Genomic DNA, 23,500 nt, shown 5'->3' on the forward strand with positions numbered 1-23,500 from the left:
GAAGGCATTCGGTGCTCATATGGGCCGGACAGTGCTGCGACAGAGAACGGATAAAGACTCCGATGGACTTACAAGGCAGCACGAGCACTCGTTCGCAGCAGGCGGCAAGTGAGATCTCCGCCTTCGGGCCGGAAGCCCGGACCGTGGCCGCCGACGCCGCGGACCTCGATCGGTCGCCGGTGGCCGCACCGGTGCCGGATACGACCGACGAGATCTTCGTGGCCGGCCGGTGGGTCCGAGGGTCGGGCGCGGTGATCGAGTCGGTCGATCCGGCGACAGGCCGAGTCTTCGCCCGCCTGCACGGTGCCGTCGCGAGCGACGTCGACCTGGCGGTCGACGGTGGTCGGCGGGCCGTCGCGAGTTCCGGCTGGGCCGAGTGGCTACCGCACGAGCGTGCGGCCGTCCTGTACCGGATCGGGACCGCTATCGAGGCCAATATCGACCGCATCGCCGCACTGCAAACCGTTGACACCGGAAAGACGCTGGTCGAGACCGGTGCCCTCGCGCGCAGCGCCGCAGGCACCTTCCGGTTCATGGCGGCGGCCCTCGAGACCATGGAGGACGCGATCACGCCCCGTCGTGGCCCCTTCCTCACCTTCGCGACCTACGAGCCGATGGGCGTCGTCGGCGCCATCACCCCGTGGAACTCGCCGATCGCCTCGGACGCGCAGAAGATCGCCCCCGCTCTCGCGGCGGGCAACGCGGTGGTCGCCAAACCGCCGGTCTGGGCGCCGTGGGTGACCCTGCTGCTGGCGCGGCTGGCGGAGGAGGCGGGCCTACCGGCCGGCCTGTTGTCGGTCCTGCCCGGCCCGGGGCGCAGCGTCGGCGACGCGCTCGCCCGGCACCCGGGAATCGGCAAGATCTCGTTCACCGGTGGAACCACGACCGGTCGCGCGCTGGCACATGTCGCCGCGGAGAAGCTGATGCCGATCACCCTCGAACTCGGCGGCAAATCACCCACTATCGTCTTCGCCGACGCTGACCTCGAGCAGGCGCTCGCCGGGGTCATGTTCGGCATCTTCTCCTCGTCGGGCCAGAGTTGTATCGCGGGATCGCGGATCTTCGTACAGCGCGCGGTGTACGACGAATTCGTCGACCGCCTGGTCGCGGCGACCACGGCACTGCGAGTGGGACCGGGCACCGATCCACGAACCCAGGTGGCGCCCATGGTCACCCGCCAGCACCGGGACGGGGTCGCGGCGATGGTCGACGATGCGGTACGCGCGGGCGCGACGGTCCTGTGCGGCGGTACGGTCCCCGCGGATCCAGGACTGGCCGACGGCGCGTACTACCTGCCCACCGTGCTCACCGGCGTCGCGAACAGCGCGACGATCTGCCAGGAGGAGATCTTCGGGCCCGTCGCCGTCGTGCTCCCGTTCGAGGACGAGACCGACGTCATCGCGCAGGCCGACGACACGGTGTTCGGTCTGGCCTGTGGGATCTGGACCGCGGACTACCGGCGTGCCTGGCGGACGGCCCGCGCCGTGCAGGCCGGAACGGTGTGGATCAACACCTATAAGCAGTTCAGTATCTCGACTCCGTTCAGCGGGTTGAAGGACAGCGGTGTCGGCACCGAGAAGGGCCGCGACGGAATCCGGTCCTACATGAACCAGAAGAGCATCTACCTCGACGTGTCCGGGCAGCCGTTGCCCTGGGCAGGTCTGTGAGAAGGGAGCACCATGAGCGCTCATCCCTACAGCCCGGCCTTCGGTGTCGCGGGCTTCGGATTCGTCTCCGGCGCACTGTCGGTCGACGCGGACGGTATCGCGGTCCCCGGTCCCCGGGCGGCTCTCGAAGCCGCGATGGCCCGGCTGAGCGAACGACTCTCGACCATCGATATGACGCTCGAGAACGTCGTGAAGACCACCTATTTCGTCACCGACGTCGCCCTGCGCGACGAGGCGAACCGGCACTACGAGGCGGTATTCGCCGAACCGCGTCCGGCCAGGTCGTTCGTCGAGGTCGCCGCGCTGCCCTACGGCGCGACGGTCGAGATCGAGGCCATCGCCCACCGCGGGTAGCGCACCCGCACAACACGGTTCACCCATAGAGGAAGGCACACATCATGTCCAGCACCGAAAAGACCGGCGTCGACCTCGACGCCCTGATCGACTCCTGCATCGCCGCCGCCGACACCCGCTACGAGGACTGGGACACGCTCGGGTTCCAGGCGGCCCAGGGCGGTGACCGGTTCAAGCGGGCACAGATCCGCTACATCGGCTCCGGTGCCACCGGCAACCACGACACCGACAACAACATCATCAAGGCCGATCACTTCACCTTCTCCAATATGCGTCTGCCCGCGGGTGCGGTCGGCCCCGAGCACACCCACCACGACGTCGAAGAGGTCTTCTACGTTCTCGAAGGCGAAATCGAGGTCGCCGTCCACGATGTCGAGGACGGGACGAAGAAGGCGGTGCGCACCCTCGGCTACCGCGATCTGATCCGCGTACCCGCCGGGGTGCCGCGCAGCCTCGCGAACGTCTCCGACGCCGACGCGCTGTTCTGCGTCATCATCGGCACCCCCAAGCCGCAACTGCCCACCTACCCGCCCAGCTCCGAAATGTTCGGCGTCACTCGCTGATCGAGTACCGGAAGAAGACGTACGAGGAGGGCACCCGATGGACGAGCCGATGAGGCGGACGCTTCGCGTCCAGCAGAAGACCTGGGAAGCCGACGGTGTCATCAGCGTGACGCTGACCGACCCGTCCGGTGCCGAGCTGTCGGCCTGGGAACCAGGTGCGCACCTCGCGCTGCACCTCCCGAACGGGCTCGTTCGGGAGTACTCACTCTGCTCGGATCCCGCCGACCGGTCCCGGTGGACTGTGGCGGTGCTGCGCAAATCGGATTCGCGCGGCGGCAGCACCTATATCCACGACCTCTTGCCGGTCGGCGGGCTCCTCGAGGTCGAGGGCCCTCGCCAGAACTTCGCGCTCGACACCGCGCCCCGCCACATCCTGGTCGCGGGCGGAATCGGTATCACCCCGATTCTGTCGATGGTGCGGAATCTGCACCGCGAGGACGCGAACTGGACGCTGCTCTACACCGGACGATCCCGGTCGACGATGGCGTTTCTCGACGAGATCGACTCCCTGCCCGCCGACCGCGTGACGATCCACGCGGACGACACGGCAGCGGGTCGATACCCCGACATCGCCGGGCTGCTCGGGGATATCGACGGCGATGCGGTCGCCTACTGCTGCGGCCCCGAGTCGTTGATGACCGCCTGCTCCGACGCACTGGCCGATCCCGGGCAGTTGCGTATCGAACGATTCAAGGCACCCGAACCGATCACCACCGGCGCGGACACCGCCTTCGACGTGGTCCTCGCCGAGAGCGGTCGGCGGATCCCGGTCGCCCCGGATGTCTCGGTCCTGAACGCACTGCAGAACGCCGGTGTGCCGGTGGAGAGCTCGTGTACGGAGGGAATCTGCGGGACCTGCGAGGTCGGCGTCGTCAAGGGCGACGTCGAGCACCGTGACTTCCTGCTCTCGCCGGAGGAACAACAGACGGGCAGCACCATGTTCGTCTGCGTTTCCCGCTGCCGCTCCGCCGAACTCGTCCTCGACCTGTAGCCGGCCACCCTCGACAGAAAGGTCGATCATGCGATTCTCTGGAACACCGGTCTGTACTCTCCGGGCGTTGCGGTCGGTATCGGTCACGGTGCCCGACCCCGCCCGCTCGCGCGACTTCTACCACGAGGCCTGGGGTTTGAGCACCGTCGACGAAGACGGTGACACCTTCTGGCTACGTGCCACCGGCAGCGAGCACCACGTCCTGCAACTGCGCGCCGGTACCGGCAACGCATTGGACCGGATCTCGTTCGCGGTCGGGACTCCGCGCGAGGTCGACGACGCGGCAGGCGCACTGCAGAAGCTCGGAATCCCCCTGCTGCGCGAGCCCGGTCGGCTCGACGACGCGGGTGGCGGCTACGGCCTGCAACTCATCGATCCCGAGGGACGCTGCCTCGAACTGTCCGCTGATACGTTTGCCGTCTCGGCGCAGGAACCGGCAGGTCGCCGCGCGATTCCGCGCAAACTCGCGCATATCGTGCTCAACACCAGCGATATCGATCGCACCGCGGACTTCTACACACAGGTGCTCGGTATGCGGATCTCGGACTGGTCCGAACACCAGATGACCTTCCTGCGGTGCAATTCCGACCACCACGTCATCGCCCTCAACCAAGCCGACTTCCCGTCCATCAACCACGTGGCCTACGAGATGGAGAGCCTCGACCATTTCATGCGTGGGCTCGGCAGCCTCAAGCGCAGCGGTATCGACCCGCAGTGGGGTCCCGGCAGGCACGGACCGGGCGACAACACCTTCTCCTACTTCACCGATCCGGCCGGGCTGGTGTGCGAGTACACCTCCGAGGTGGCCCAGATCGACGAAGACCGATGGCTGTGCCGGACTTGGAAGCGCACCCCCGAACTCTCCGACCAGTGGGGGACGGCGGGTCCGCCGACGAGCACGGTCCGGGCGGCGATGGCCGGAGTCCCCGATCTCGGGCACCGCGGCCGGGTCACCCCGGGCATCGACGACTACTTCTACGGGGGACAGTGATATGTGGAGGGTGCAGCGGTGACCGGCACGGCCGAGCCGACCGCCCGGTGGGTTTCGGCGCGCGGGATCTCGCTCGAGATTCGTGGCGCGGGTGCTCCGGTGCTGCTCCTGCACGGCATCGGTGGAAGCGCCTCGGCGTGCGGTCCGCTGGCCGAGGTGCTGAGCGCGCGTGGCTATCGCACCTACTGCTGGGACGCGCCGGGATACGGGCGGTCCGCCGATCCGGCGCCGGGTGCGGACGGACCTGCCGAGCGCTACGACCACGCCGCCGTGGTAGCGGAACTGATCACCGAGCTCGGTGGCGAGCCGATCCATCTGATCGGCACGTCGTGGGGCGGGGTGATCGCGACCGCGGTTGCCGCCGCGAATCCGGCGTCGGTCCGTTCGCTCGTGCTGGCCGACAGCACCCGCGGCTCGGGCGTGAACACGGATCGGGCGCAGGGCATGCGGGCGCGAATCGGTGAACTGCGCGAGCTCGGCGGCCCGGCGTTCGCGGCGGCCAGGGCGCGACGGCTGGTCTCGCCCGACTGTGACGACGAGATCGCGCGCGCTGTGGAATCGGAGATGGCCCGAGTCCGGCTGTCCGGCTACACCGCTGCCGCCGAATTCATGGCCAGCACCGACACCGGGCCGAGTTTGGCCGCCGTGGCGGCACCCACGCTGGTGCTGGTCGGAGCGGACGACATCGTCACGGGCGTCGACGAATCCCGGTTGCTCGCCGACGCGATTCCCGGGGCGCGCTTCGGGCTGATCCTGGGTGCCGGCCATGCGGCAATACAGGAGAAGCCGACCGAGACTGCCGCGCACATCCTGCGGCTCTGGAAGGAACTGGACCGATGAGCAGACTGATCGTGGTCACCGGCGCGGGCCGTGGACTGGGTTTCGCGATCGCCGAACAGCTGGCCGCCGCGGGCGATCGGATCGTCATCGCGGAGATGCGTGCCGAGCTGGCCGAAGGTGCCCAGAAGTCGCTGCGGGACAAGGGGTACGACGTCACCTCGGTGGTCACCGATATCGCCGATCGCGATTCGGTGGTGGCCCTCGCGAGCAGGGTGGAGGCTATGGGTGGCGCGGACGCGCTGGTCAACAACGCGGCGCTCGCTGACGGTGTGGGCGGTGACGCCTTCTGGGAACTCGATGAGGGGTTGTTCCAGAAGGTGATGACCGTCAACGCGTTCGGGACCTGGCTGGTCAGCAAGCACCTCTTCACCCAGTTGGTCCGCGGTGGCAACGGCGCCATCGTGAACATCGCCTCCGACGCCGCCCTGTACGGCTCGCCGCGCCTGGTGCACTACGTCGGCTCCAAGGGCGCGGTCATGGCGATGACCCGCACGATGGCGCGAGACGGTGGCCCACACGGGCTGCGGGTCAATGCCGTCGCACCCGGCTTGACCCGGGTGGAGGCGACGGCCACGGTGCCGGCGTCGAGATATCAGCTCTACGCCGACAACCAGGTGCTGGCTCGCGAACAGACCCCCGGCGATGTCGCGGGCACGGTGCAGTTCCTGCTCTCGGACGCGGCGAGCTATCTGACCGGTCAGACCCTGGTGGTCGACGGCGGATTCGTCATGAACTGACCGTTGTCCCCGGCTATCCGGAAAACCTTCCCGCACAAGGAGACCGACCTTCGATGGATCTGCAACTCACCGACCGCACCGTGATCGTCACCGGCGCGAGCTCCGGTGTAGGACTCGCGACGACACGGATGCTGCTCGCCGAGGGCGCCCGGATCGCCGCCTGCGCGCGCGACCTGGATCGACTACGCGCCGCGATCGACTCGATCGACGGGGTCGATCCCACCAAGATCTACCTCGCCGCCTGCGATGTCACCGACCGCGACGAGGTCGAATCCTTCGTCGGCGCCGTGACCGGGCACTTCGGCGGTATCGAAGGACTGGTGTGCAATGCCGGACGCTCGCTCATGGCGCCGCTGTCGCAGACCACCGACGAGCAGATCCGCGCGGAGTTCGACCTGAAGATCTTCGGCGCCTGGAATCTGGTGCGCGCGGCCCGCGGACCGCTCGCGGCCGCGGACCGCGGCTCCGTCGTCACCGTCAACGCGATCCTGGCGCGTCAGCCGGAGCCCCGCCTGGCCGTCACCTCGGCCGCGCGTGCGGCCCTGCTCAACCTCACCCACTCGATGGCCGAGGACCTCGCCGCGGACGGAACCAGGGTGAACTCGGTGCTGCTCGGGCTCGTCGACACCGGCCAGTGGCGCCGCCGCTTCGAGGACTCGGGGACCGCCGTCGACTACGACGCGTGGAGCGCGGAAATCGCCGCCGACCGCGGAATAGCGCTCGGCCGGTTCGGCACCGCCGAGGAGGTCGCGTTCCCTGTCGTCACCCTGCTCTCGCCACTGAGCGGCTACACCACCGGCACCAGCATCGACGTCGGCGGCGGCGTCGGCCGCTACATCTGACCATCAGCCCGGCCCGGCGTATCCGCCGTTCCCAGATCTCTCCGGAGGACACACCATGACGACCACCGACAGCCCCGGCTCGAAGGGGCCTACCGGGGGCGATGTGCTCGTCGCTGTCATGCGCAGGCACGGCATCGACACCGCGTTCGGCGTAATCAGCATCCACAATCTGCCCCTGGTCGAAGCGGTGGCGCGAGAGTTGAAGTTCGTAGCGGTGCGCCACGAGGCGGCGGCGGTCAACGCCGCCGACGGTTACGCCCGCGCGACCGGAAAGATCGGTGTCGCGATCACCAGCACGGGGACCGGCGCGGGCAACGCCGCGGGCTCCATGCTCGAAGCACTGACCGCGGGCAGCAGGGTGCTGCACGTGACCGGTCAGATCGAGAGCGAGTACCTCGGCTCCGGCGGGTCGACGCGGGGCGTCATCCACGAGGTGCCCAAACAACTGCAGATGCTCGATGCCGTCTCCCGCTATGCGGCGACCGTCGAACGCGCGCAGGACGTCGAAGCGGACCTGGAAACCGCTATCGCCCATATCCTGGCCGTTCCGCAGGGTCCTGCCAGTGTCGAATGGCCATCGGACCTGCAGTATCTGGCGCGCCCGGCCGATCAGCGTGAGTACGAGCCGCCGGCTCTCCACGCGCCGGTACCGGACAGCGACGCGATCGCCGAGGCCGTCGCGTTGCTGTCGGCGGCCGAACGTCCCCTGCTCTGGGTGGGCGGGGGCGCGGCTGGCGCGAAAGACGAACTGGCCGCCCTGCTGCACACCCTCGGGGCGGGCCTGCTGACCAGCAATTCCGGGCGGGCGATCGTGCCCGAGGACGATGCGCTGGTGATCGGGAACTTCGCGACGGCGCCGGAGGTCGCGCCGCTACTCGCGGATGCCGATCTGTTGCTGTCGATCGGTACCCACTTCCGCTCCAACGAGACCAAGAGCTACCACCTGCGGTTACCTGTTACGCAGATCCAGATCGATGTGGATCCGGCGGCCATCGGCCGTGTCTATCCGGCGAAGGTCGGCATCGTAGGGGACGCCGCGACCACCCTCGCCGCGATCAACGACGGCCTGACGAACACATCGGTGGACCCGGGCTGGGCTGATCGGGTCACCGGCACCAGGGTGGCGGTCCGTGCCGCGCTCACGGACTATATCGGTGGCTACGCCGAGATCTGCGAAGGGATGCGGTCGGTACTGCCGCGCGAATCCGTGGTGGCGCGCGATGTGACCATCCCGTCCAGCCAGTGGGGCAACCGATTGCTGCCCTTCTACGAACGCGAGACCAACATTTTCCCCCTCGGCGGTGGTATCGGTCAGGGGCTTGCCATGGGGATCGGCGCCGCGCTCGGCCGGCCCGAGGTACCGACCGCCGTGATCGTCGGCGACGGCGGTCTCGCCGTGCACCTCGGCGAACTCGCCTCGCTCGCAGGCAGCGGCGCCTGGTGCGTCGTGGTGATCTTCAACGACGGCGGGTACGGCGTACTGCGAAATATGCAGCAGGCCAACGGTTTCGACCGATCCGGTGTCGACCTGTTCACGCCTCGGTTCGATCTGCTCGCGGCCGCGCTCGATATTCCCTACACCCTGGTGCAGGGCCCCGGACGTTTCGAGCGGGCGTTCGCGGACGCGGTGGGTCTGCGCGGTCCGGCGATCGTCGAGGTCGATGTCGCGGCGGTCGAACCGCCGCCCGGCCCGTTCACCCCGCCCGTGCACATCCCGGTTCGAGAGGGCTGATCCGGTGACCGCCGACGAATGGGACGACGACACTCCCACGCACGCGCTGGTGTGCCTCCATGCCGGCCCGGAGCCGGCGCGCTGGTTCGCCGATCAGGTCGCGGCGCTCGGCGCGATCGCCCACCTGTGCCGCGCGCTGGATCCGGCCGACCCGGAGTCCGTCGACGCCTGGGTGAACGAGGTCGCGTCCGCCGTGACAGCCCTCGGCCACGACCGCGTGCACCTGCTGGCCACGGGCGCCACGGCATACGGCGCCATCGCTTTCGCCGCCTGCCGCCCCGCGCTGGTCACCAGCCTCGTGCTCGGCGATCCGGAGGTCGAGCCGGACATTCCCGGCTACGGCGAACTCCTGGCGCGCGTGACCGCCCCGAGCCTGGTGATCGCCTCGGTCCCCGATGAGCACACCGACATCGCCCGCGCACAGAGCATCGCCGGTGGGATCGACAACGGTGTGTTCGTCGTCATCGACGGCGCCACGATCCCAGCTCACCGCGAACGTGCCGGCTCGTTCAACGAATGGGTCACCGCGTTCACCATCATCGCCGAAGGTCTCGATGCCATGGCATCGGAACGACAGGAGAAAGCCAATGCCTGAGAAAGCCGCGCACTACCTCGAACCCGAACAGACACACCCCGAACCGATCAGCCCCTACGAGATCAAGCTGTCCGGTTCGATCATGGAGATCTTCGGCAGGGGCGTCCACGATCTGCCCGGACTGATCGCGGGACTGAACGATCTGGGGCTGCACGCCCCCGACGGGCAGGACTGGAACGAGGACAATTTCCGCGCCGAGATGCGACGACTGGGAGACTGAGATGAGCACCGTGACCACATCTGTCCCGACCGCGACCGGCGGTCCGAAGAAACGCGCGGTCGGCGTCCGTAGAGAGATGACCGCGGCCGATATCGCCGCTGACGGGCTGCGCGACCGGTGGTATCCGATTCTGCCCTCGCGCATGGTGAAGCCCGGCGAGTCCAAGAAGGTCACCCGTCTGTCGGTCGACTGGGTGCTGTTCCGAGACCCGCGCGGCACCGTCCATATGCTCGAGGACCGCTGCCCGCATCGCAGCGCTCCGCTGTCGGTCGGTCAGCACCTCGGCGACCGGCTCGCCTGCAAGTATCACGGCGTCCAAGTGGACGGCACGGGCACCGTCGTCTCCGTGCCCGGTATGCCCGGCTGTGCGCTCGAAGGTAAACAGGCGACGGTGTCGTTGCGGGTCGTCGAGGCCGCCGACACCATCTTCGCCTTCGTTCCGCTGACCAAGGATTCCGAGCCGACGCCGTTCGTCCTGCCCGACCGGCTCACCGACGAGGCAGTCTCCTGGTTTCCGAACTTCGCGGAGTGGGCCGGACCCTGGCGTTTCTATATGGACAATGTCCTCGATCCCATGCACGGTGCGTTCCTGCACCGCGATTCGCATTCGATGTTCGGCGGTGACACGTCGGCCCGCTTCCGGATCCGGGAGACCGATCGCGGCTTCTTCTTCGAGAAGACCGATCAGGTCGGCGTGAATTTCGACTGGGTCGAGTACGTGCGCGGATCCATGGACTACGTCGACCTGGAGATCCCCTACGGCCCGACCGCCGGCCCCGGCGGCGTTTTCGGCATCGTCGGCATGGCCACGCCGATCGACGCGGGCAACTCCGCGATCTTCCACTGGCGCACCCGCCGAGTAGCAGGCTGGGAGCGTGAAGTGTGGCGCTTCCTGTACCGCACCCGGCTCGAGGCCCGGCACTGGGAGGTACTCGAACAGGACCGCGAGGTGCTCGAGGCGCTGGCCGCCGACGCCGATCACGAGGAACACCTGTATCAGCACGATCTGGGTGTCTCGCGGATCCGTCGCATCTACCGGGCGGACGCGAAGAAGCAGGCGGCGATCCTGGCGGGCGAACCGGTATGAGCGCGACCAAAGCGGACCCTGCCGACAGCATGATGCTGACCGTGTTCCTGCGGCATGATCAGTCGCAGAACCTGGAACAGCTTCAGAGCAGGCTCGACGACGCCGGCTGGTGGCAGCACTTCCCGCCGGCCGGCTGCGAGGTGGTCTCCTGGGTCGTCGCGATGGGCGTGGGACAGATCGTGACGCTGCGGCTACCGGCGGCATCGCTCGCCGCCGTCAACGTAGAGCTGGAACGGCGGGCGTGGGGTGTGTTCCACACCGACTTCTACCCGACCTACGATTTCGTGCCGGTCCGCGAGCGGCTGACCCGCGAATCCGGCGAGCGGCGCAGCGCATGACCAGGGTTGCGGCGCAGACGGTTCCGGAAGCGCCGCGGCCGGGCATGTTCAGCAACGCCAGGGTCCACGGCGATCAGTTCTTCCTGTCCGGGATGCACGCCGGCGGGCCCGACGGACCCGTGGGCGGCGCCGACGCGTACGCGCAGGCTCGAGAGGCATTTCGGCGGGTACGGGCGCTCACCGAGGCGTGCGGGGCCACCGTGGACGACATCCTGGTCTTGCGCGTCTATCTGACCGATATCGCCGATCGCGCGCTGGTCGGCAGGGCGCGATCCGAGGTGTTCGCCGGCGACTTCCCGTGCTCGACGCTCATCGAGGTGTCGGCACTCGTCGAGCCCGGCCTGAAAGTGGAGATCGAGGCCCAGGGGGTCGTCGGATCACACAGTCGCACCTGATTCACCGCTGGTCCGCATCGGATCGGCACTTTCGAAAAGTTGAGGAAAGAGATCATGAGCAAGGCACTGAGTGTGGCCGTTTGTGGGGCGGGTATCGGCGGTCTCACCGCTGCCCTCGCGCTCCGAAAGATCGGTATCGACGCGCAGGTTTTCGAGCGGACCCGCCGATTCGCCCGGGTCGGCGCCGATATCAACCTGACGCCGAATGCCGTCCGGGCCCTCGATGGGCTCGGTCTGGGTGCAGCGCTGCGGGATTCGGCTGCCCGCCCACAGTTCAGGATCAGCCGGACCTGGGATACGGGCGCGGAGACCTCGCGGCTCGAAATGGGCTCGTCCGCGGAGGCACGCTACGGGTCACCGCAGCTCACCCTGCACCGCGGTGACCTCATGTCCACCCTCGAGGCGGCCCTGCCGGCGGAAAACGTCTCGTTGGGCAGGCAGGTCGTCGACGTCGGCGACGGGATGATCCATTTCGCCGACGGCGGGACGCATCGGGCCGACGTGATCATCGGTGCCGACGGTATCCATTCGGTCGTGCGCACCGCGTTGTTCGGCCAGGAACACCCCACGTTCACCGGTGTCGTGGCGTTCCGCGCGGTGATCCCGGCTTCGGCGGTCGCCGCGGTGCCGAATCTGGACAGTTTCACCAAATGGTGGGGACCCGACGCCGCGACGCAGATCGTCACGTTCCCGCTGAGCCAGGGCAAGGATATCTTCATCTTCGCCACGTGCGCGCAGCACGAGTGGACCGAGGAGTCGTGGACGACCCCCGGCAGCGTCGACGAACTGCGCGAGTTGTACCGCGACTTCCATCCGGAGGCGCGCGCCTTGCTCGACGCGTGCGACGACGTACTGAAATCCGCTCTGTACGTGCGTGATCCGCTGCCGTCGTGGACCGAAGGCCCGGTAGCGCTGCTCGGGGACGCGTGCCATCCGATGATGCCGTTCATGGCGCAGGGGGCAGGTCAGGCGATCGAGGACGCGGTGGTGCTGGCGCGCTGCCTCGGATCCGACAGCTACGCCGACGCGGCCGATGCCCTGGCCGGATACGCGAATACCCGGATGGACCGGGCCGCACGGATCCAGCACGGCTCCCGGTCGAACGAATGGCTCAAAGCTGCGGGCAACGGTGACTGGGTGTACGAGTACGACGCCTGGAACACGCCGCTGGCCGGGGTCTGACACCACGGAACGACTCAGCTCTGCGCCGTCCGAGCCCCTATTCGGCCCGAGAGGGCCCGGCGCCAGGGTATGTTTCCCACCACGCGGGCGAAACTGGTTGTGGCACTGGCGATCACGGCCGCGGATCCTGGTGCTGAGGAGACTGCCATGAAACCGATCGTGCTGGATCCGACCGGTGCCGACATCCAAGGTGAGTCGGCACGCATTCGGCAGCGTGGCCCGGTGGCGCTGGTCGAGCTGCCCGGCGGCGTGCTCGCCTGGTCGGTCACCGATCAGGCCGTGCTCCGGAGCCTGCTCGCCGACCCTCGGGTGTCGAAGGATCCCGGACAGCACTGGACGTCGTTCATCAACGGCGAGATCACCGAGGCGTGGCCGTTGTTGCCCTGGGTGGCGGTGGACAGCATGTTCACCGCCTACGGCGCCGATCACCGCAGGCTGCGCAGACTGGTCTCGCCGGCTTTCAGTCATCGCCGCAGTGCCGCGCTGCGTCCTCGGATCGCCGAGATCACCGAGAACCTGCTCGAGGCACTGGCGGCCACCCCTGCCGACGAGCCGGTCGATCTGCGTGACGGCTTCGCGTACCCGGTTCCGATCCGGGTCATCACCGAACTGGTCGGTGTGCCGGAAGGACTGGGGTCGGCGCTGCACAAGTGCGTGAACGGCTTCTTCGACGGCTCGTTCACGGCCGAGCAGGCACAGGCCAACTACCTCGAAATGTACGGATTGGCTGGCGAACTCGTCGCCTACCGTCGTGCGCATCCTGGGGACGACGTCACCAGCGTGCTGATCGCCACGCGCGATGAGGACGACTCTCAGCTGTCCGAGAAGGAGCTCGTCGACACCTTGATGCTCGTCATCAACGCCGGCCACGAGACCACGGTCAATCTGCTCGACCAGGCGATCGTCGCCCTTCTCACCCATCCTGAACAGCGTGCCGCGGTCGCCGCTGGGCAGGTGTCGTGGGCGGACGTGGTCGAGGAGACGCTGCGCTTCCAGGCGCCGGTGGCACACCTGCCGCTGCGGTACGCGGTCGAGGAGATCGACATCGCCGGGGGGTATCGAATCGGCAAGGGCGAGGCGATCCTGGCCTCCTACGCAGGCGCCAGCCGTGACCCGAAAGTGCACGGCGCCGATACCGACGTGTTCGACCCCACCCGTGCCACCCGCGAGCAGCACCTCGCCTTCGGCCACGGGGCCCACCACTGCATCGGCGCATCGCTGGCCCGGCTGGAAGTGGCCGTCGCGCTGCCCGCACTGTTCGACCGGTTCCCCCAGATGAGGCTGGCCACGAGTCAGGCCGAGTTGGCGCCGGTGCCGAGCTTCATCTCCAACGGGCACGCAACTGTCCCGGTGTATCTGCACGCCGACTAGCGTTCGAATTCGCCGCCTCCCCGAACCAGGACGTCGCCGTGGCCTCGGCGCGCGGACGGCCGTCACGACATGCTCGAGCACGCACGTTACGAATCGGCTGACACTGCACAGAACCGAACAAACTGCAGGTCAGCCTGGCGATTTGGTTTCCGACGACGCGTCGGATAATCTTTTGGCACACCAGCAAGTCCGGGTGGCGGAATGGCAGACGCGCTAGCTTGAGGTGCTAGTGCCCGTATTAGGGCGTGGGGGTTCAAGTCCCCCTCCGGACACAACCAGTACGCCCACGGGTGGGGTCGCTTCGGCGATTACCACCCGTGTTTTGTCTCTATAGGTGAGTTTGAGCCCGAGTTGGCGGTAGACCACATTCTTATCGTCAGGTTCAGCTCGATGCAGGGCCGCGAGCATCCCGCCGAGACCCTCGACCAGCTCCCGAATGTCTCGACGGGTCAGCCGCGGATGGTGACCGACAGTTTGCTCCAAGGTCGCGAGCCTGTTCGCCGCGACCTGTCGCTCGGCCTGTGTCTGTCTGGTCCAACCTGCGACAGTGACAGGATCGGCACAGGTCAGGCCGGGTTCCGAAGAAGTCTTCATGACCCGGCCTGACCCATTTACACCCCACTAAGTCACCACTTATTCAATCGACGAATTTCGCGCGTCTCATTTTCCTTGACAAAACTCAGCGGTGCCACGAGTAAGAGTTGGAAGATAGTTGCGGAGTTGGCCCAGATTTCAGAGTATTGGCGCTGATCGAAGTGAATGAGAATCTAGGTATCTCGCTGCGAAAGTGCTGGTCAGAAAGTGTCCTCCCCACATGCGTGGGGTGAGCCGCGTTGGCGTCGCCACATCGAGCTGCGCACCCCGTCGACCCCACATGCGTGGGGTGAGGCCGAGGGACTGTGTGGCCTGGCGGGCCCGGTTGTTCTTCCCTACAGGAACGAGCGTGAGCCCGGGACTACCCTGGGTCGAAGTCGGGTTCCTCCCCGTCGCACCCGCACACGTGAGATTCCTCGAAGTAGCAGGGCGCTGGCGACACCAGGTCGTCGTCCCAGGGTGCCTGTCACGTCTGGTTGTTCTGCTCTCGATGAGTGACCGGCCCGACGTAGAGGGATTCGGTCACTCATGGGGAGCAGTCGTCTAGCTTCCACCACGCCGTAGCCACGATCCTCGACGACGCCGGACTCGGTCGCGACACTGCAAACAAACTCTCGGGAGCCTTTGCGTGGACGGTTTAACGTGCTCTCATTGTCGTAAGAGAAGAGGAGTGAGAGATGTCACCGACTCCGCAAGTTCCTGATACGCCTGACCCCGATCCCGATCCTCGGGAGCAGGACTTCGACGATATGGTCGATGCTGCTTTTGCGCGGCCTGGAGGCAGGGGCGTCACCAAACCGAAACTGTCGGCGGAGCAGCGCGCTCAGCTGGGATTGATGGTGCGGACCCAGTACACGTTCTGGGTCGTGTTCCAGTCTTTGGTAGCGATTTTGGCGATAGCTGCGGTCGCGACGGTTGTCGTGAGCCTCTGGAGATTGGCGGGCGGAGACTCGACGGCGGAACAGTTGCAGGAGATCGTCGTGGCGGTTGCCGGCGTAGTCGCCGGAGGGGTCACGGGGTTTCTGCAGACCCAAGTATCCAAAACGAAGAAGGACTACGACGTCGCAATGGGAGCTTGGCGCCGCGGCTAGACGCCAAGGTGCCCACGCGGCGTCGATGGGAGCTAGTCGCTGTGAGCGATGCCGAATGGTCACCTGTGTCTTTCCCGGGGATTCAGAGCGCTGTCGAGGTAGCGGTCAGAACCGAAGAGGGACCTGACGTCGATACCTGCGCGGGGGCATGGGACCAGGTCATCCGGATGGCATACGCGCACGGCGCCGCTGGTGCGCCGTTAGTGCTCGGGGCGGCCTTGAGGCGCAATTCGATTCCTCGACCGTGGTCGAACGATGTATTTCTCGCGGTCAGTGCCACCTTTGTGGACTACGGATCTTCCCTGTCGGAATACGATCAGGCCGATCTGGGCGTGCGACTGCACTTCGACGGTCTGGCCTTGGGATTCTCCGGCTACGCCGATCTGCTGCGCGCGACCGACCTGGCACTGTCGATAGTTGATGGAGAAGGAGAGGGGAAGTCCCGCCGGTCGGCACGCATTCGTCATCTGGGCTACCGCGCTGCCGCGTTGCTCGAACTCGGTGATCATGAGCAAGCCGGTGAGCTGCTTGCTCAGGCCGAAGGTGCTCTAGGCCTCGACCCGATCCCACCATTGGGGCAACCGGTGATGGATACGGCCGTCGATCGGCTCGCTGCAGGCGTGATGACGCCGGTGTTGGTAATCAAGGCGATCGCCAACACTGAAGACCTCGTGCTGTGGATCCGTCAACTCCAAGCCGACGTCGCAGGACGAGCGGATGACCTGGTAACCGCAGTAGCGTTGTACCAATCGCTTTGGCAGCCATACGGTTCGCACGGGTGGGCTCTGGTCGTGAACGCGGCGGCGTGCCTGATCGAGAGCGAGAACTTCGGCAGCGCCAGACGAGTTATCGACTACCTCAGCGGTACAGAACACTGGAGCTCTGTCCTGCCCCACGCCGCCCTGGTCGCTGGCTTCGCCGCGATAGGAGCGGGGCAAGTGCGGGAAGCCAGCGGTTATGCCGAGTCCCTGTCGGAATCCATCACGGCCGATCTCGTCGGTGATCTGCATCTTCTGCGTGCGCGGATAGCCAAAGCAGAGGACAAGGTGGAAGAGGCTGCGGCCTGCTACCTCGCCGCTGTAAGGGCAAAACTCGAACCGCGTCGTGCGGCTCTGGACCACCCCCATGACAGCACCTCGATGCGCGAGATCATCCCTATCGCCGACGAGGCGATCGCCTACCTCGCCGACAACGATCACGCCGCAGACATCTTACGGGTCGGCGACAGCGTGAAGGCCAGCCGGTTGCGGGCGATCCTAGCGCGCCCTCGACGGGACGATGGAGCGATCGTGCCGAAGCCACTCGAGCAGCAGGGCAACCGGATACGGGCTGAGCTTAGGGCTGAACAAGATCACCTCGATGAGCAGCTCGCACGGATGGATCGTCGAGATATCGAGAACAGTGGGTTGGATACAACAGATTTCCAGCAACGCGCTCAGCTGCGCCAGGAGCGCCAGGCGTCGCGAAATAAGTCGCTTCTCTACGATCCGGCGTGGACGGCCATGACAGACGCCACCACACTCGATGTCGCCGCGCTACAGCGCAGGTGCGGTGACAGCGGCACTGCAGCGATCGCGGTGTACCGCTGTAGAGAGCGGATCGTCACGGTCCTCGTCGACGGCGCCGGACTGGAGTTGGGCTCCGCCACGCTGGCCCCCGAAATTGTCTCAGCTTTGGACACCTATACATCGAACTTGGCTGACTCTAGGCCTGTCCGTGAGTGGTTCGATCCGGACATGCTGGGATTGAGGCTCGATCAGTTCGTCCCTGCGCATCTGATCGAGCGAGCCGGTAATGCGAGCGCTGTCGTTATCGCGGCACATCGTCAGCTGCACCTGATTCCGTGGGCATTGATGCGCTGCAACCACGAAGGCGCCCGTTTCGTTGAGCGGGTCGCTGTGGCAGTGACCCCCAACCTGGATTGCCTGCAGTATCTCGACTTCGTCGTTTCACCGATTGGGCTCCTTGGGCTGTTCGGTCCGCCCGCACCGGCCATTCCGTCGCTGGCGCTTCCCGCCGGCGTCAACGAACGCGACGCGATCGCAGAAACCTTCGGTTCCGCCAGGATCGGTGCGACCTTGGCGGGTGCGAGCGCGACGAGCACCGCCCTGTTGGAAATTTTGCAGCGACAAGATATTTCTGGCATCCACCTGATTTCTCACGGCCGTGTTGCGATCGACGACCCGTTGAGTTGCTGCTTCATCGTCGCTGACGGTCGTGTCGACGCCGCAGCGCTACTGGACATCGACATCGCCCCCGCGGAGATGTTCGCCAGCGCCTGCTCGATCGGATGGCGCCCCAACAGTATCGGGGCACAAGACCTCCTCGGTGACGAAGCACTCGCGCTGCCCGGCGCACTACTCACCTCCGGTATCCGGGCACTGGTCGTCAGTACCGCTCCAATCGGAGACCAGGCCTCGGCGTTCCTTGCCGGGGCCTACCACCGGCAACGCAGCGCCGGTCTACACCCGATCCACGCCCTGCGAGCGGCGCAACTGCTGGCGCTGCAATCACAGGAATTCCCGGTGCAGGACTGGTGCTGTATGACGATCTACGGCTCGGCCTTCGCTCAAACCCCACCAGATAAGGAGATCTCATGGCAACACGACGATCGCTTCATATCGGACTAAACGCGGTCGACGCGGACTCATACGGCGGCTGGACCGGCAAACTCCAGGCATGCGAAGCCGACGCTTATTCTATGCAAGACGTCGCTTCCGCTCGAAACTTCGAGGCAGAAGTCATACGGACGAAAGATGCCACAATCAAGAACGTCTACGCCGAGATCGAGAAGGCCACAATGGATCTCAAGTCTGGTGACTATTACTTCCTCACGTACTCCGGGCATGGGGGTCAGGTCCCCGACAAAACCGGCGAAGAGTCGGATAAACTCGACGAAACCTGGATGCTGTACGACAGACAACTCGTCGACGATCAAATCTACGGAATCCTGAGCAAGTTCGCGGTAGGTGTTCGGGTCCTCGTACTCTCCGACAGTTGCCACAGTGGCTCGGTTACCCGAGGCCACGCTGAAAAACGTGATGCCGAATTCGGGACGCGTCCCGGCAGCAAGCGGGCGCCCTTAGCGACAACCGAAGCAGAGTACAAAGCGCACAAGGCTGATTACGACAAGCGGGCAGACGAATGGCCGTCGATGCCGAATCCGAAGGTCGAATTTACAACCGGCGCAGGAGTGATTTTGCTTTCCGGATGTAGAGATGACCAAGAATCAATGGATGGAACAAACAACGGAGCGTTCACTGCGGCATTTCTTGACGTCTGGGACAACGGGCGATTCAAAGGCAATCACAACACTCTCCTCGCCGGGGTTAGAAAAAAGCTCGCCGAACAACAGTACGAACAGAGGCCGGACATTTTCTCCTACGGCAACGATTTCAGCGGTCTTGTTCTCAGTCAACCACTGGCCGACTAACGCAGGCGTACCCTGGTCGACGCCTAGTCCAAAGCGCTGGAAAATTCCAAAGTTTCTGGGCAAGTCTGCGATATGGGCAAATTAGCGCGTGCCGGCTCCGCCATGGGATGATTATAACTAGGGTAGAGGGGTCGTTCGCCCCGGACTTCCTGGAGTGGCAGATGCCGGACCGGAACGATGCACGAATCTCGGGTATGTACGCGCCGGGTTGGCGCGTACATACGGAGACCCTCGGCCCTGAGCCGCTCCGGCTACTACTGCCCGGCATCCGCGCTCACTGCACCCACGCGGTCCGCCTGGTGCTCACCCGACGCACGCGCCGCGCCGCTGCGGACCTGCTGCTCCGAGTGAGGGTCGAGGGCAGCGAAATGGTCGCCGTCGCGAACGAAGGGGGTATGGAGGGGGGCACGGACCGGCTTCTCGCTCGAACCCGGGAGTCGGACTCCATTAACGATCGAGGTACCGAACTCGAACTTGCGATCGAATTGCCCACCGCAAGTCCGCTGCGCTTGCTCGTGGTGTGGTATCTGCCTACGGAGCTCGCCGCATCCGACGATGGAGGCCCCCGAGCTGCCCTCCCGCCCATGGCTGCCCCGGAATTCCCAGAAGAGGGAGTTGCCCTCGAACGTATCAACAGCCGTGACGTCGTGGACGCGTTCATCGCGGCGGACCTGCCGCTCGTGCTACAGGTCGGCGTGGCGGTGGCCCTTACAGTCAGACTCGCCCGTGAGGGACTCACCGACATCACGGGGCATCGCAACGCACAAGACGCGATCCGGATCGACCCTCAGCGCATGGTTCACATCAAGCTGCGGCGCCGGAATCTACGTGTGGTGCCTGGCACCCCGGATCGCCTCGACATAGCCTGTCCCGCAGCCGGGCAGACCGCCACCGGCACCTTCCACGTGATCGGCGCTGAACCTGGCGACGCCGTCGCGCTGCTCGCAGTCTTCCAGACCGAGACCTTCCCGCTGGCCACCCTGCGACTGGACGTGACCGTCACCACGGATCCTGTTGCCGACGTCACCTCGCTGGTCACCGGCACAGCCGCCGTCGAGCGGCTCGACCCGCGACTGCGGGACGTGCCCCGTCCTCGCGGTCGACGAGGACGTAGTGGCCGGCGAGTCGACCCTGACCTTCGAACTGAAGTTGCCGTCCGGGCAGCGGCGGTCGTACGCGACCCGCGCTCGCCCGGACAAGGCCGGGTACCTGGCCAGTCTCTACGACAACGTCGAGGCATTGTGGGTCCGGCACGAGGTGCAACCCACCGTGGCCGCACGTCGCCGGGCATTCGATGCGGATCTCGCCCAGTACGGCCTCGAGCTGGCCGCCGACTTCCTGCCAGGTGCGCTGCGCACCGACCTCAGGGCAAACTGGAGTCGACTGGACGGACTCGCTGTGGTCACCACCGAATCCGACATCCCGTGGGAGCTTGTCGCCGTCGAGGTGGACGATGGTGGCGGGCCTCGACCGCGGTTCCTCGCGGAGAAGGGCATGACCCGATGGCTCTGCGACGGAGCCCACCCGATCGCGCTCACGCTGCGTCGCGGACATCGACGATTCCTCTGCCCGAACTACCGCAACACCGGTTACCGGCTGCCGCATCTCGAGCTCGAACGGGACTTTCTTACCGACATCCTCGAGGCTGACGAGATTATTCCCGGCAACGCAGACGAACTCGGGCGGCAGCTTCGCACCCGAACCATCGATCTGCTCCACTTCGGCGGGCACGGTGATGTCGAGTTGCGGGACGGGATCCTCACCCAGCGCTTGCTTCTCGCAGACTTCGACGACAACAACCCGTCCGAGGCCACCGTCTACCACGCGGACCGCCTCGCTGAGGACTATGCCCGTCCGTCCGCGGCAGGATCACAGTCCGGCCCGTCCGGCCCACCCGACTCTTGTCCCATTGTTGTCCTCAACGCCTGCAGTGTCGGCCGCAACGCCCGGACCGGTGTCGAGGCATTCGCACCGGCTCTGATTGCCGGTGGTGCCGGCGCGGTCCTCGGCTGTCTGTGGCGCATCGAGGACGACGCGGCTACCGACTTTGTGCGGGCCTTCTACGCCGAGTTGCGCGGACATCGCACCGTGGCGCAGGCCCTGGCCGCCGCGCGCGCCACGGTCCGAGGCCAGGGCAATGCTTCCTGGCTCGCCTACACGCTGTACACACATCCGCTGGCCACGGTCGATTTCGACACCAGCGCCGCCGACGATCGAGAGGATGAACCATGACACACCCCGTCTCATCCGCGCGAGCAAGCTCCGGTTTGACTCGCGATGAGTTGGAAGCACTGCGCCCCCACGTCATCAACCTCCGCGACGGACGCCTCGCTGAGACGCCGGTCGGCGAAGGCGAGTTCTTCACCACCGCCGAAGATGTTGCCGCGATATTCGACGAGTACCTGCCGGCATTCGTAGCAAAGAACGGTACGCGCCCCGTCCCGCTGGTGCTTTACGCTCACGGGGGGCTTATCGCCGAGGCGAACGGCCTGCGAATCGCGCACCGCCAGGTCCGCTGGTGGCTCGATAACGGCGCCTACCCCATTCACTTCATCTGGGAGACCGGACTTCTCGAGGCGCTCTCCGATGCTCTTGCCGGCTGGCTCAGCCCGAGCACCCGCGGCTGGCTCGGCGACGCCAGGGATCGAGTCCTCGAAACAGTCGCTCGGGTCGGCCAAGGCAAACGCCTGTGGGATGCGATGAAAGACGATGCCGAGGCCGCGTGCGCAGACGGCGGGGGAGGGCAATTTTTCGCCGACGTCCTCGGCACGTACATCACGGCTCACCCCGGGGCCGTCACCGTGCACTTGGTCGGGCACAGTGCCGGCTCCATCCTCCACGCCCATCTGCTGCCGACGCTGCTCGATGCGGGCGTCGATCACGTCGACACCATCTCGTTCCTGGCCCCGGCCGTGCGCGCTGACCTGTTCGCACGGAACGTGCTGCCAGCTCTCGAGGACGAGCGCGTCCGCCATCTGACGATGTTCACTATGAACCAGCAGGCCGAACTCAACGACACGTGCGGCGACATCTATGGCAAGTCGTTGCTCTACCTGGTCAGCGCGTCGTTCGAGCCAGAGATCGGCGCGCCGATCCTCGGCCTACAGCAATCCGTCCATGCCGACCGCCGGCTCGACAACCTGTTCTCCGGTGCGTCGAACTCGGTCACAGCGGTGTGGTCGTCAGTTAACGCGGGCCCTCGCGACTCCAGCACCGCACTCAGCCACGGGGCTTTCGACGACGACACCACCACCATGGACAGCGTGGCCCGCCGCGTTCTCGACCGCGACGACATCGTCTCCTTCCCGGCGCCGCGCGGCACGCAGCGTGCAGCGGAATCCTCCGTCCTCCATACAGCATCGGTAGCGGCGCCGCTATGGTCGAACAGGGCGACCCGGAAGGCGCTGTGCATTGGGGTCGACCGGTATCCGAACACCGAGGACCGCCTCGCCGGATGCGTCGCCGACGCCCGCGATTGGGCCGCCGCGTTCCGCGGCGTCGGATTCGACGTCGCAGAACTGCACGACGCGCGGGCCGACCGGGACGGGATCCTGCGTGCGCTGGTGGAACTCGTCTCCGGCGCCACCGCCGGGGACGAGCTGATCGTGCAGTATGCCGGACACGGCACGAACGTCGACGACCTGGACCACGACGAGAGCCTCGGTGGCGATCTCGGCGACGACCGGGACGAGGCACTGTGCCCGGTGAACTTCCGTGACGGGGAACTGCTCATTGACGACGACCTCGGACGGGTCTGGGACCTGCTGCCCGACGGAGTCGTCCTCACTCTGATCTTCGACTCCTGCCACTCCGGTTCCGCCCACCGTGGCTTCACCGCTGCGGAGATCGGTGGTGCCCAGGACGACACACCGCCGGACACACGCCCACGCTATGTGGCGCTCGACAACGACACCCGGGCAAAGTATCGGAAACTACGTGGCCATGCGTCCCGGGCGGTAGAACGACTGGATAAAGAACTGCTGTTCAGCGCCTGTCGCGCTTCCGAACTCGCTTTCGAAACGGCCGGTCACGGCGATTTCACCGCAAGGGCGGCGCCCCTCGTCGTCGCGTCCGCTGGATCCCTCACCAACCGCGAATACCTGGACCGCATCCTCGCCGGGTTCGGTTCCCGGCAGACCCCGGAGATCCACGGTGCGCCAAACCTTTACGACAGGAAGTTTCTGATCAAGACGGTCGGAGATCTCCCGGTCGCGGCTGACCGAATCCCGGTGCCCGGATCTGGCTTGGCCGCGACCGACGGCGATGCCCGGACCCTCGCCGTGGCTGCATTTCTGCGCGCCACCGCAGACCTCCTCGACCCCAGATGAATGCGGACCGAAGTGCACCCGAGTCGACAGGTCCTGATCAACCGATCGTGATCGAGATCCGTTGGGACAGTTGGTGTGTAGTGGTCGAGTCGTCCTCCGGACAAGTGAAATAGCAGTTCAGGGGGCGTAATCGAAAGATTGCGCCCCTT

General features: G+C 66.1%; 21 protein-coding genes and 1 tRNA gene. All 22 read left to right on the forward strand.

All coding sequences use genetic code 11. From position 1 onward, the window contains the following. Positions 1 to 62 precede the first annotated feature (62 nt). The 22 genes from ACLJPD_RS16095 to ACLJPD_RS16200 all read left to right on the forward strand — a co-directional run bounded on the left by ACLJPD_RS16095 (position 63) and on the right by ACLJPD_RS16200 (position 23,351). Positions 63 to 1,667, forward strand: coding sequence for an aldehyde dehydrogenase (locus ACLJPD_RS16095; RefSeq protein ID WP_410872940.1), 1,605 nt, complete (start codon positions 63 to 65; stop codon positions 1,665 to 1,667). A gap of 12 nt (positions 1,668 to 1,679) precedes the next feature. After that, positions 1,680 to 2,021, forward strand: coding sequence for a RidA family protein (locus ACLJPD_RS16100; protein ID WP_410872941.1), 342 nt, complete (start codon positions 1,680 to 1,682; stop codon positions 2,019 to 2,021). Between the two features lie 44 nt (positions 2,022 to 2,065). After that, positions 2,066 to 2,584, forward strand: coding sequence for a cupin domain-containing protein (locus ACLJPD_RS16105; RefSeq protein ID WP_410872942.1), 519 nt, complete (start codon positions 2,066 to 2,068; stop codon positions 2,582 to 2,584). Between the two features lie 37 nt (positions 2,585 to 2,621). Next, positions 2,622 to 3,575 (forward strand): PDR/VanB family oxidoreductase, encoded by a 954-nt coding sequence (locus ACLJPD_RS16110; protein WP_410872943.1) that lies wholly within the window; start codon positions 2,622 to 2,624, stop codon positions 3,573 to 3,575. A 28-nt stretch (positions 3,576 to 3,603) separates the two neighbouring features. Then, positions 3,604 to 4,566, forward strand: coding sequence for a VOC family protein (locus tag ACLJPD_RS16115; protein ID WP_410872944.1), 963 nt, complete (start codon positions 3,604 to 3,606; stop codon positions 4,564 to 4,566). 18 nt (positions 4,567 to 4,584) lie between these two features. After that, complete coding sequence (locus ACLJPD_RS16120; protein WP_410872945.1) at positions 4,585 to 5,406, forward strand: alpha/beta fold hydrolase; 822 nt, start codon at positions 4,585 to 4,587, stop codon at positions 5,404 to 5,406. Further along, a complete protein-coding gene (locus ACLJPD_RS16125; protein WP_410872946.1) occupies positions 5,403 to 6,143 on the forward strand; it encodes an SDR family oxidoreductase in 741 nt (246 codons plus the stop codon). The genes ACLJPD_RS16120 and ACLJPD_RS16125 overlap by 4 nt, the downstream gene beginning before the upstream one ends. A gap of 53 nt (positions 6,144 to 6,196) precedes the next feature. Beyond that, complete coding sequence (locus ACLJPD_RS16130; protein WP_410872947.1) at positions 6,197 to 6,985, forward strand: SDR family oxidoreductase; 789 nt, start codon at positions 6,197 to 6,199, stop codon at positions 6,983 to 6,985. A 55-nt stretch (positions 6,986 to 7,040) separates the two neighbouring features. Further along, complete coding sequence (locus ACLJPD_RS16135) at positions 7,041 to 8,717, forward strand: thiamine pyrophosphate-binding protein (protein WP_410872949.1); 1,677 nt, start codon at positions 7,041 to 7,043, stop codon at positions 8,715 to 8,717. Positions 8,718 to 8,721: 4 nt separating this feature from the next. Continuing rightward, the gene (locus ACLJPD_RS16140) at positions 8,722 to 9,312 is read left to right on the forward strand and encodes an alpha/beta fold hydrolase (RefSeq protein WP_410872950.1); all 591 of its coding nucleotides are present in this window, start codon (positions 8,722 to 8,724) and stop codon (positions 9,310 to 9,312) included. Beyond that, complete coding sequence (locus ACLJPD_RS16145; RefSeq protein WP_410872951.1) at positions 9,305 to 9,532, forward strand: recombinase-like helix-turn-helix domain-containing protein; 228 nt, start codon at positions 9,305 to 9,307, stop codon at positions 9,530 to 9,532. The genes ACLJPD_RS16140 and ACLJPD_RS16145 overlap by 8 nt, the downstream gene beginning before the upstream one ends. A 1-nt stretch (position 9,533) precedes the next feature. Then, the gene (locus ACLJPD_RS16150; protein ID WP_410872952.1) at positions 9,534 to 10,619 is read left to right on the forward strand and encodes a Rieske 2Fe-2S domain-containing protein; all 1,086 of its coding nucleotides are present in this window, start codon (positions 9,534 to 9,536) and stop codon (positions 10,617 to 10,619) included. Next, complete coding sequence (locus ACLJPD_RS16155) at positions 10,616 to 10,957, forward strand: hypothetical protein (protein WP_410872953.1); 342 nt, start codon at positions 10,616 to 10,618, stop codon at positions 10,955 to 10,957. The genes ACLJPD_RS16150 and ACLJPD_RS16155 overlap by 4 nt, the downstream gene beginning before the upstream one ends. Next, on the forward strand, positions 10,954 to 11,352 hold the full coding sequence (locus ACLJPD_RS16160) for a RidA family protein (RefSeq protein WP_410872954.1): 399 nt from the start codon (positions 10,954 to 10,956) through the stop codon (positions 11,350 to 11,352). Before ACLJPD_RS16155 ends, ACLJPD_RS16160 begins: the two co-directional genes overlap by 4 nt. A 54-nt stretch (positions 11,353 to 11,406) precedes the next feature. Next, positions 11,407 to 12,534 (forward strand): FAD-dependent monooxygenase, encoded by a 1,128-nt coding sequence (locus tag ACLJPD_RS16165; RefSeq protein WP_410872955.1) that lies wholly within the window; start codon positions 11,407 to 11,409, stop codon positions 12,532 to 12,534. 147 nt (positions 12,535 to 12,681) lie between these two features. Then, on the forward strand, positions 12,682 to 13,905 hold the full coding sequence (locus ACLJPD_RS16170; RefSeq protein WP_410872957.1) for a cytochrome P450 family protein: 1,224 nt from the start codon (positions 12,682 to 12,684) through the stop codon (positions 13,903 to 13,905). A 187-nt stretch (positions 13,906 to 14,092) separates the two neighbouring features. After that, positions 14,093 to 14,177 (forward strand) — tRNA-Leu (locus ACLJPD_RS16175). Between the two features lie 999 nt (positions 14,178 to 15,176). Further along, complete coding sequence (locus ACLJPD_RS16180; RefSeq protein ID WP_410872959.1) at positions 15,177 to 15,590, forward strand: hypothetical protein; 414 nt, start codon at positions 15,177 to 15,179, stop codon at positions 15,588 to 15,590. A 167-nt stretch (positions 15,591 to 15,757) separates the two neighbouring features. Beyond that, on the forward strand, positions 15,758 to 18,220 hold the full coding sequence (locus ACLJPD_RS16185; RefSeq protein WP_410872960.1) for a CHAT domain-containing protein: 2,463 nt from the start codon (positions 15,758 to 15,760) through the stop codon (positions 18,218 to 18,220). Next, the gene (locus ACLJPD_RS16190; protein WP_410872961.1) at positions 18,187 to 19,023 is read left to right on the forward strand and encodes a caspase family protein; all 837 of its coding nucleotides are present in this window, start codon (positions 18,187 to 18,189) and stop codon (positions 19,021 to 19,023) included. Before ACLJPD_RS16185 ends, ACLJPD_RS16190 begins: the two co-directional genes overlap by 34 nt. A 1,014-nt stretch (positions 19,024 to 20,037) precedes the next feature. Continuing rightward, complete coding sequence (locus tag ACLJPD_RS16195) at positions 20,038 to 21,255, forward strand: CHAT domain-containing protein (protein ID WP_410872962.1); 1,218 nt, start codon at positions 20,038 to 20,040, stop codon at positions 21,253 to 21,255. Then, a complete protein-coding gene (locus ACLJPD_RS16200) occupies positions 21,252 to 23,351 on the forward strand; it encodes a caspase family protein (protein WP_410872963.1) in 2,100 nt (699 codons plus the stop codon). Before ACLJPD_RS16195 ends, ACLJPD_RS16200 begins: the two co-directional genes overlap by 4 nt. Positions 23,352 to 23,500: the final 149 nt, after the last annotated feature.

This window comes from Nocardia sp. A7, assembly GCF_046549215.1.
Taxonomy (GTDB): Bacteria; Actinomycetota; Actinomycetes; order Mycobacteriales; family Mycobacteriaceae; genus Nocardia.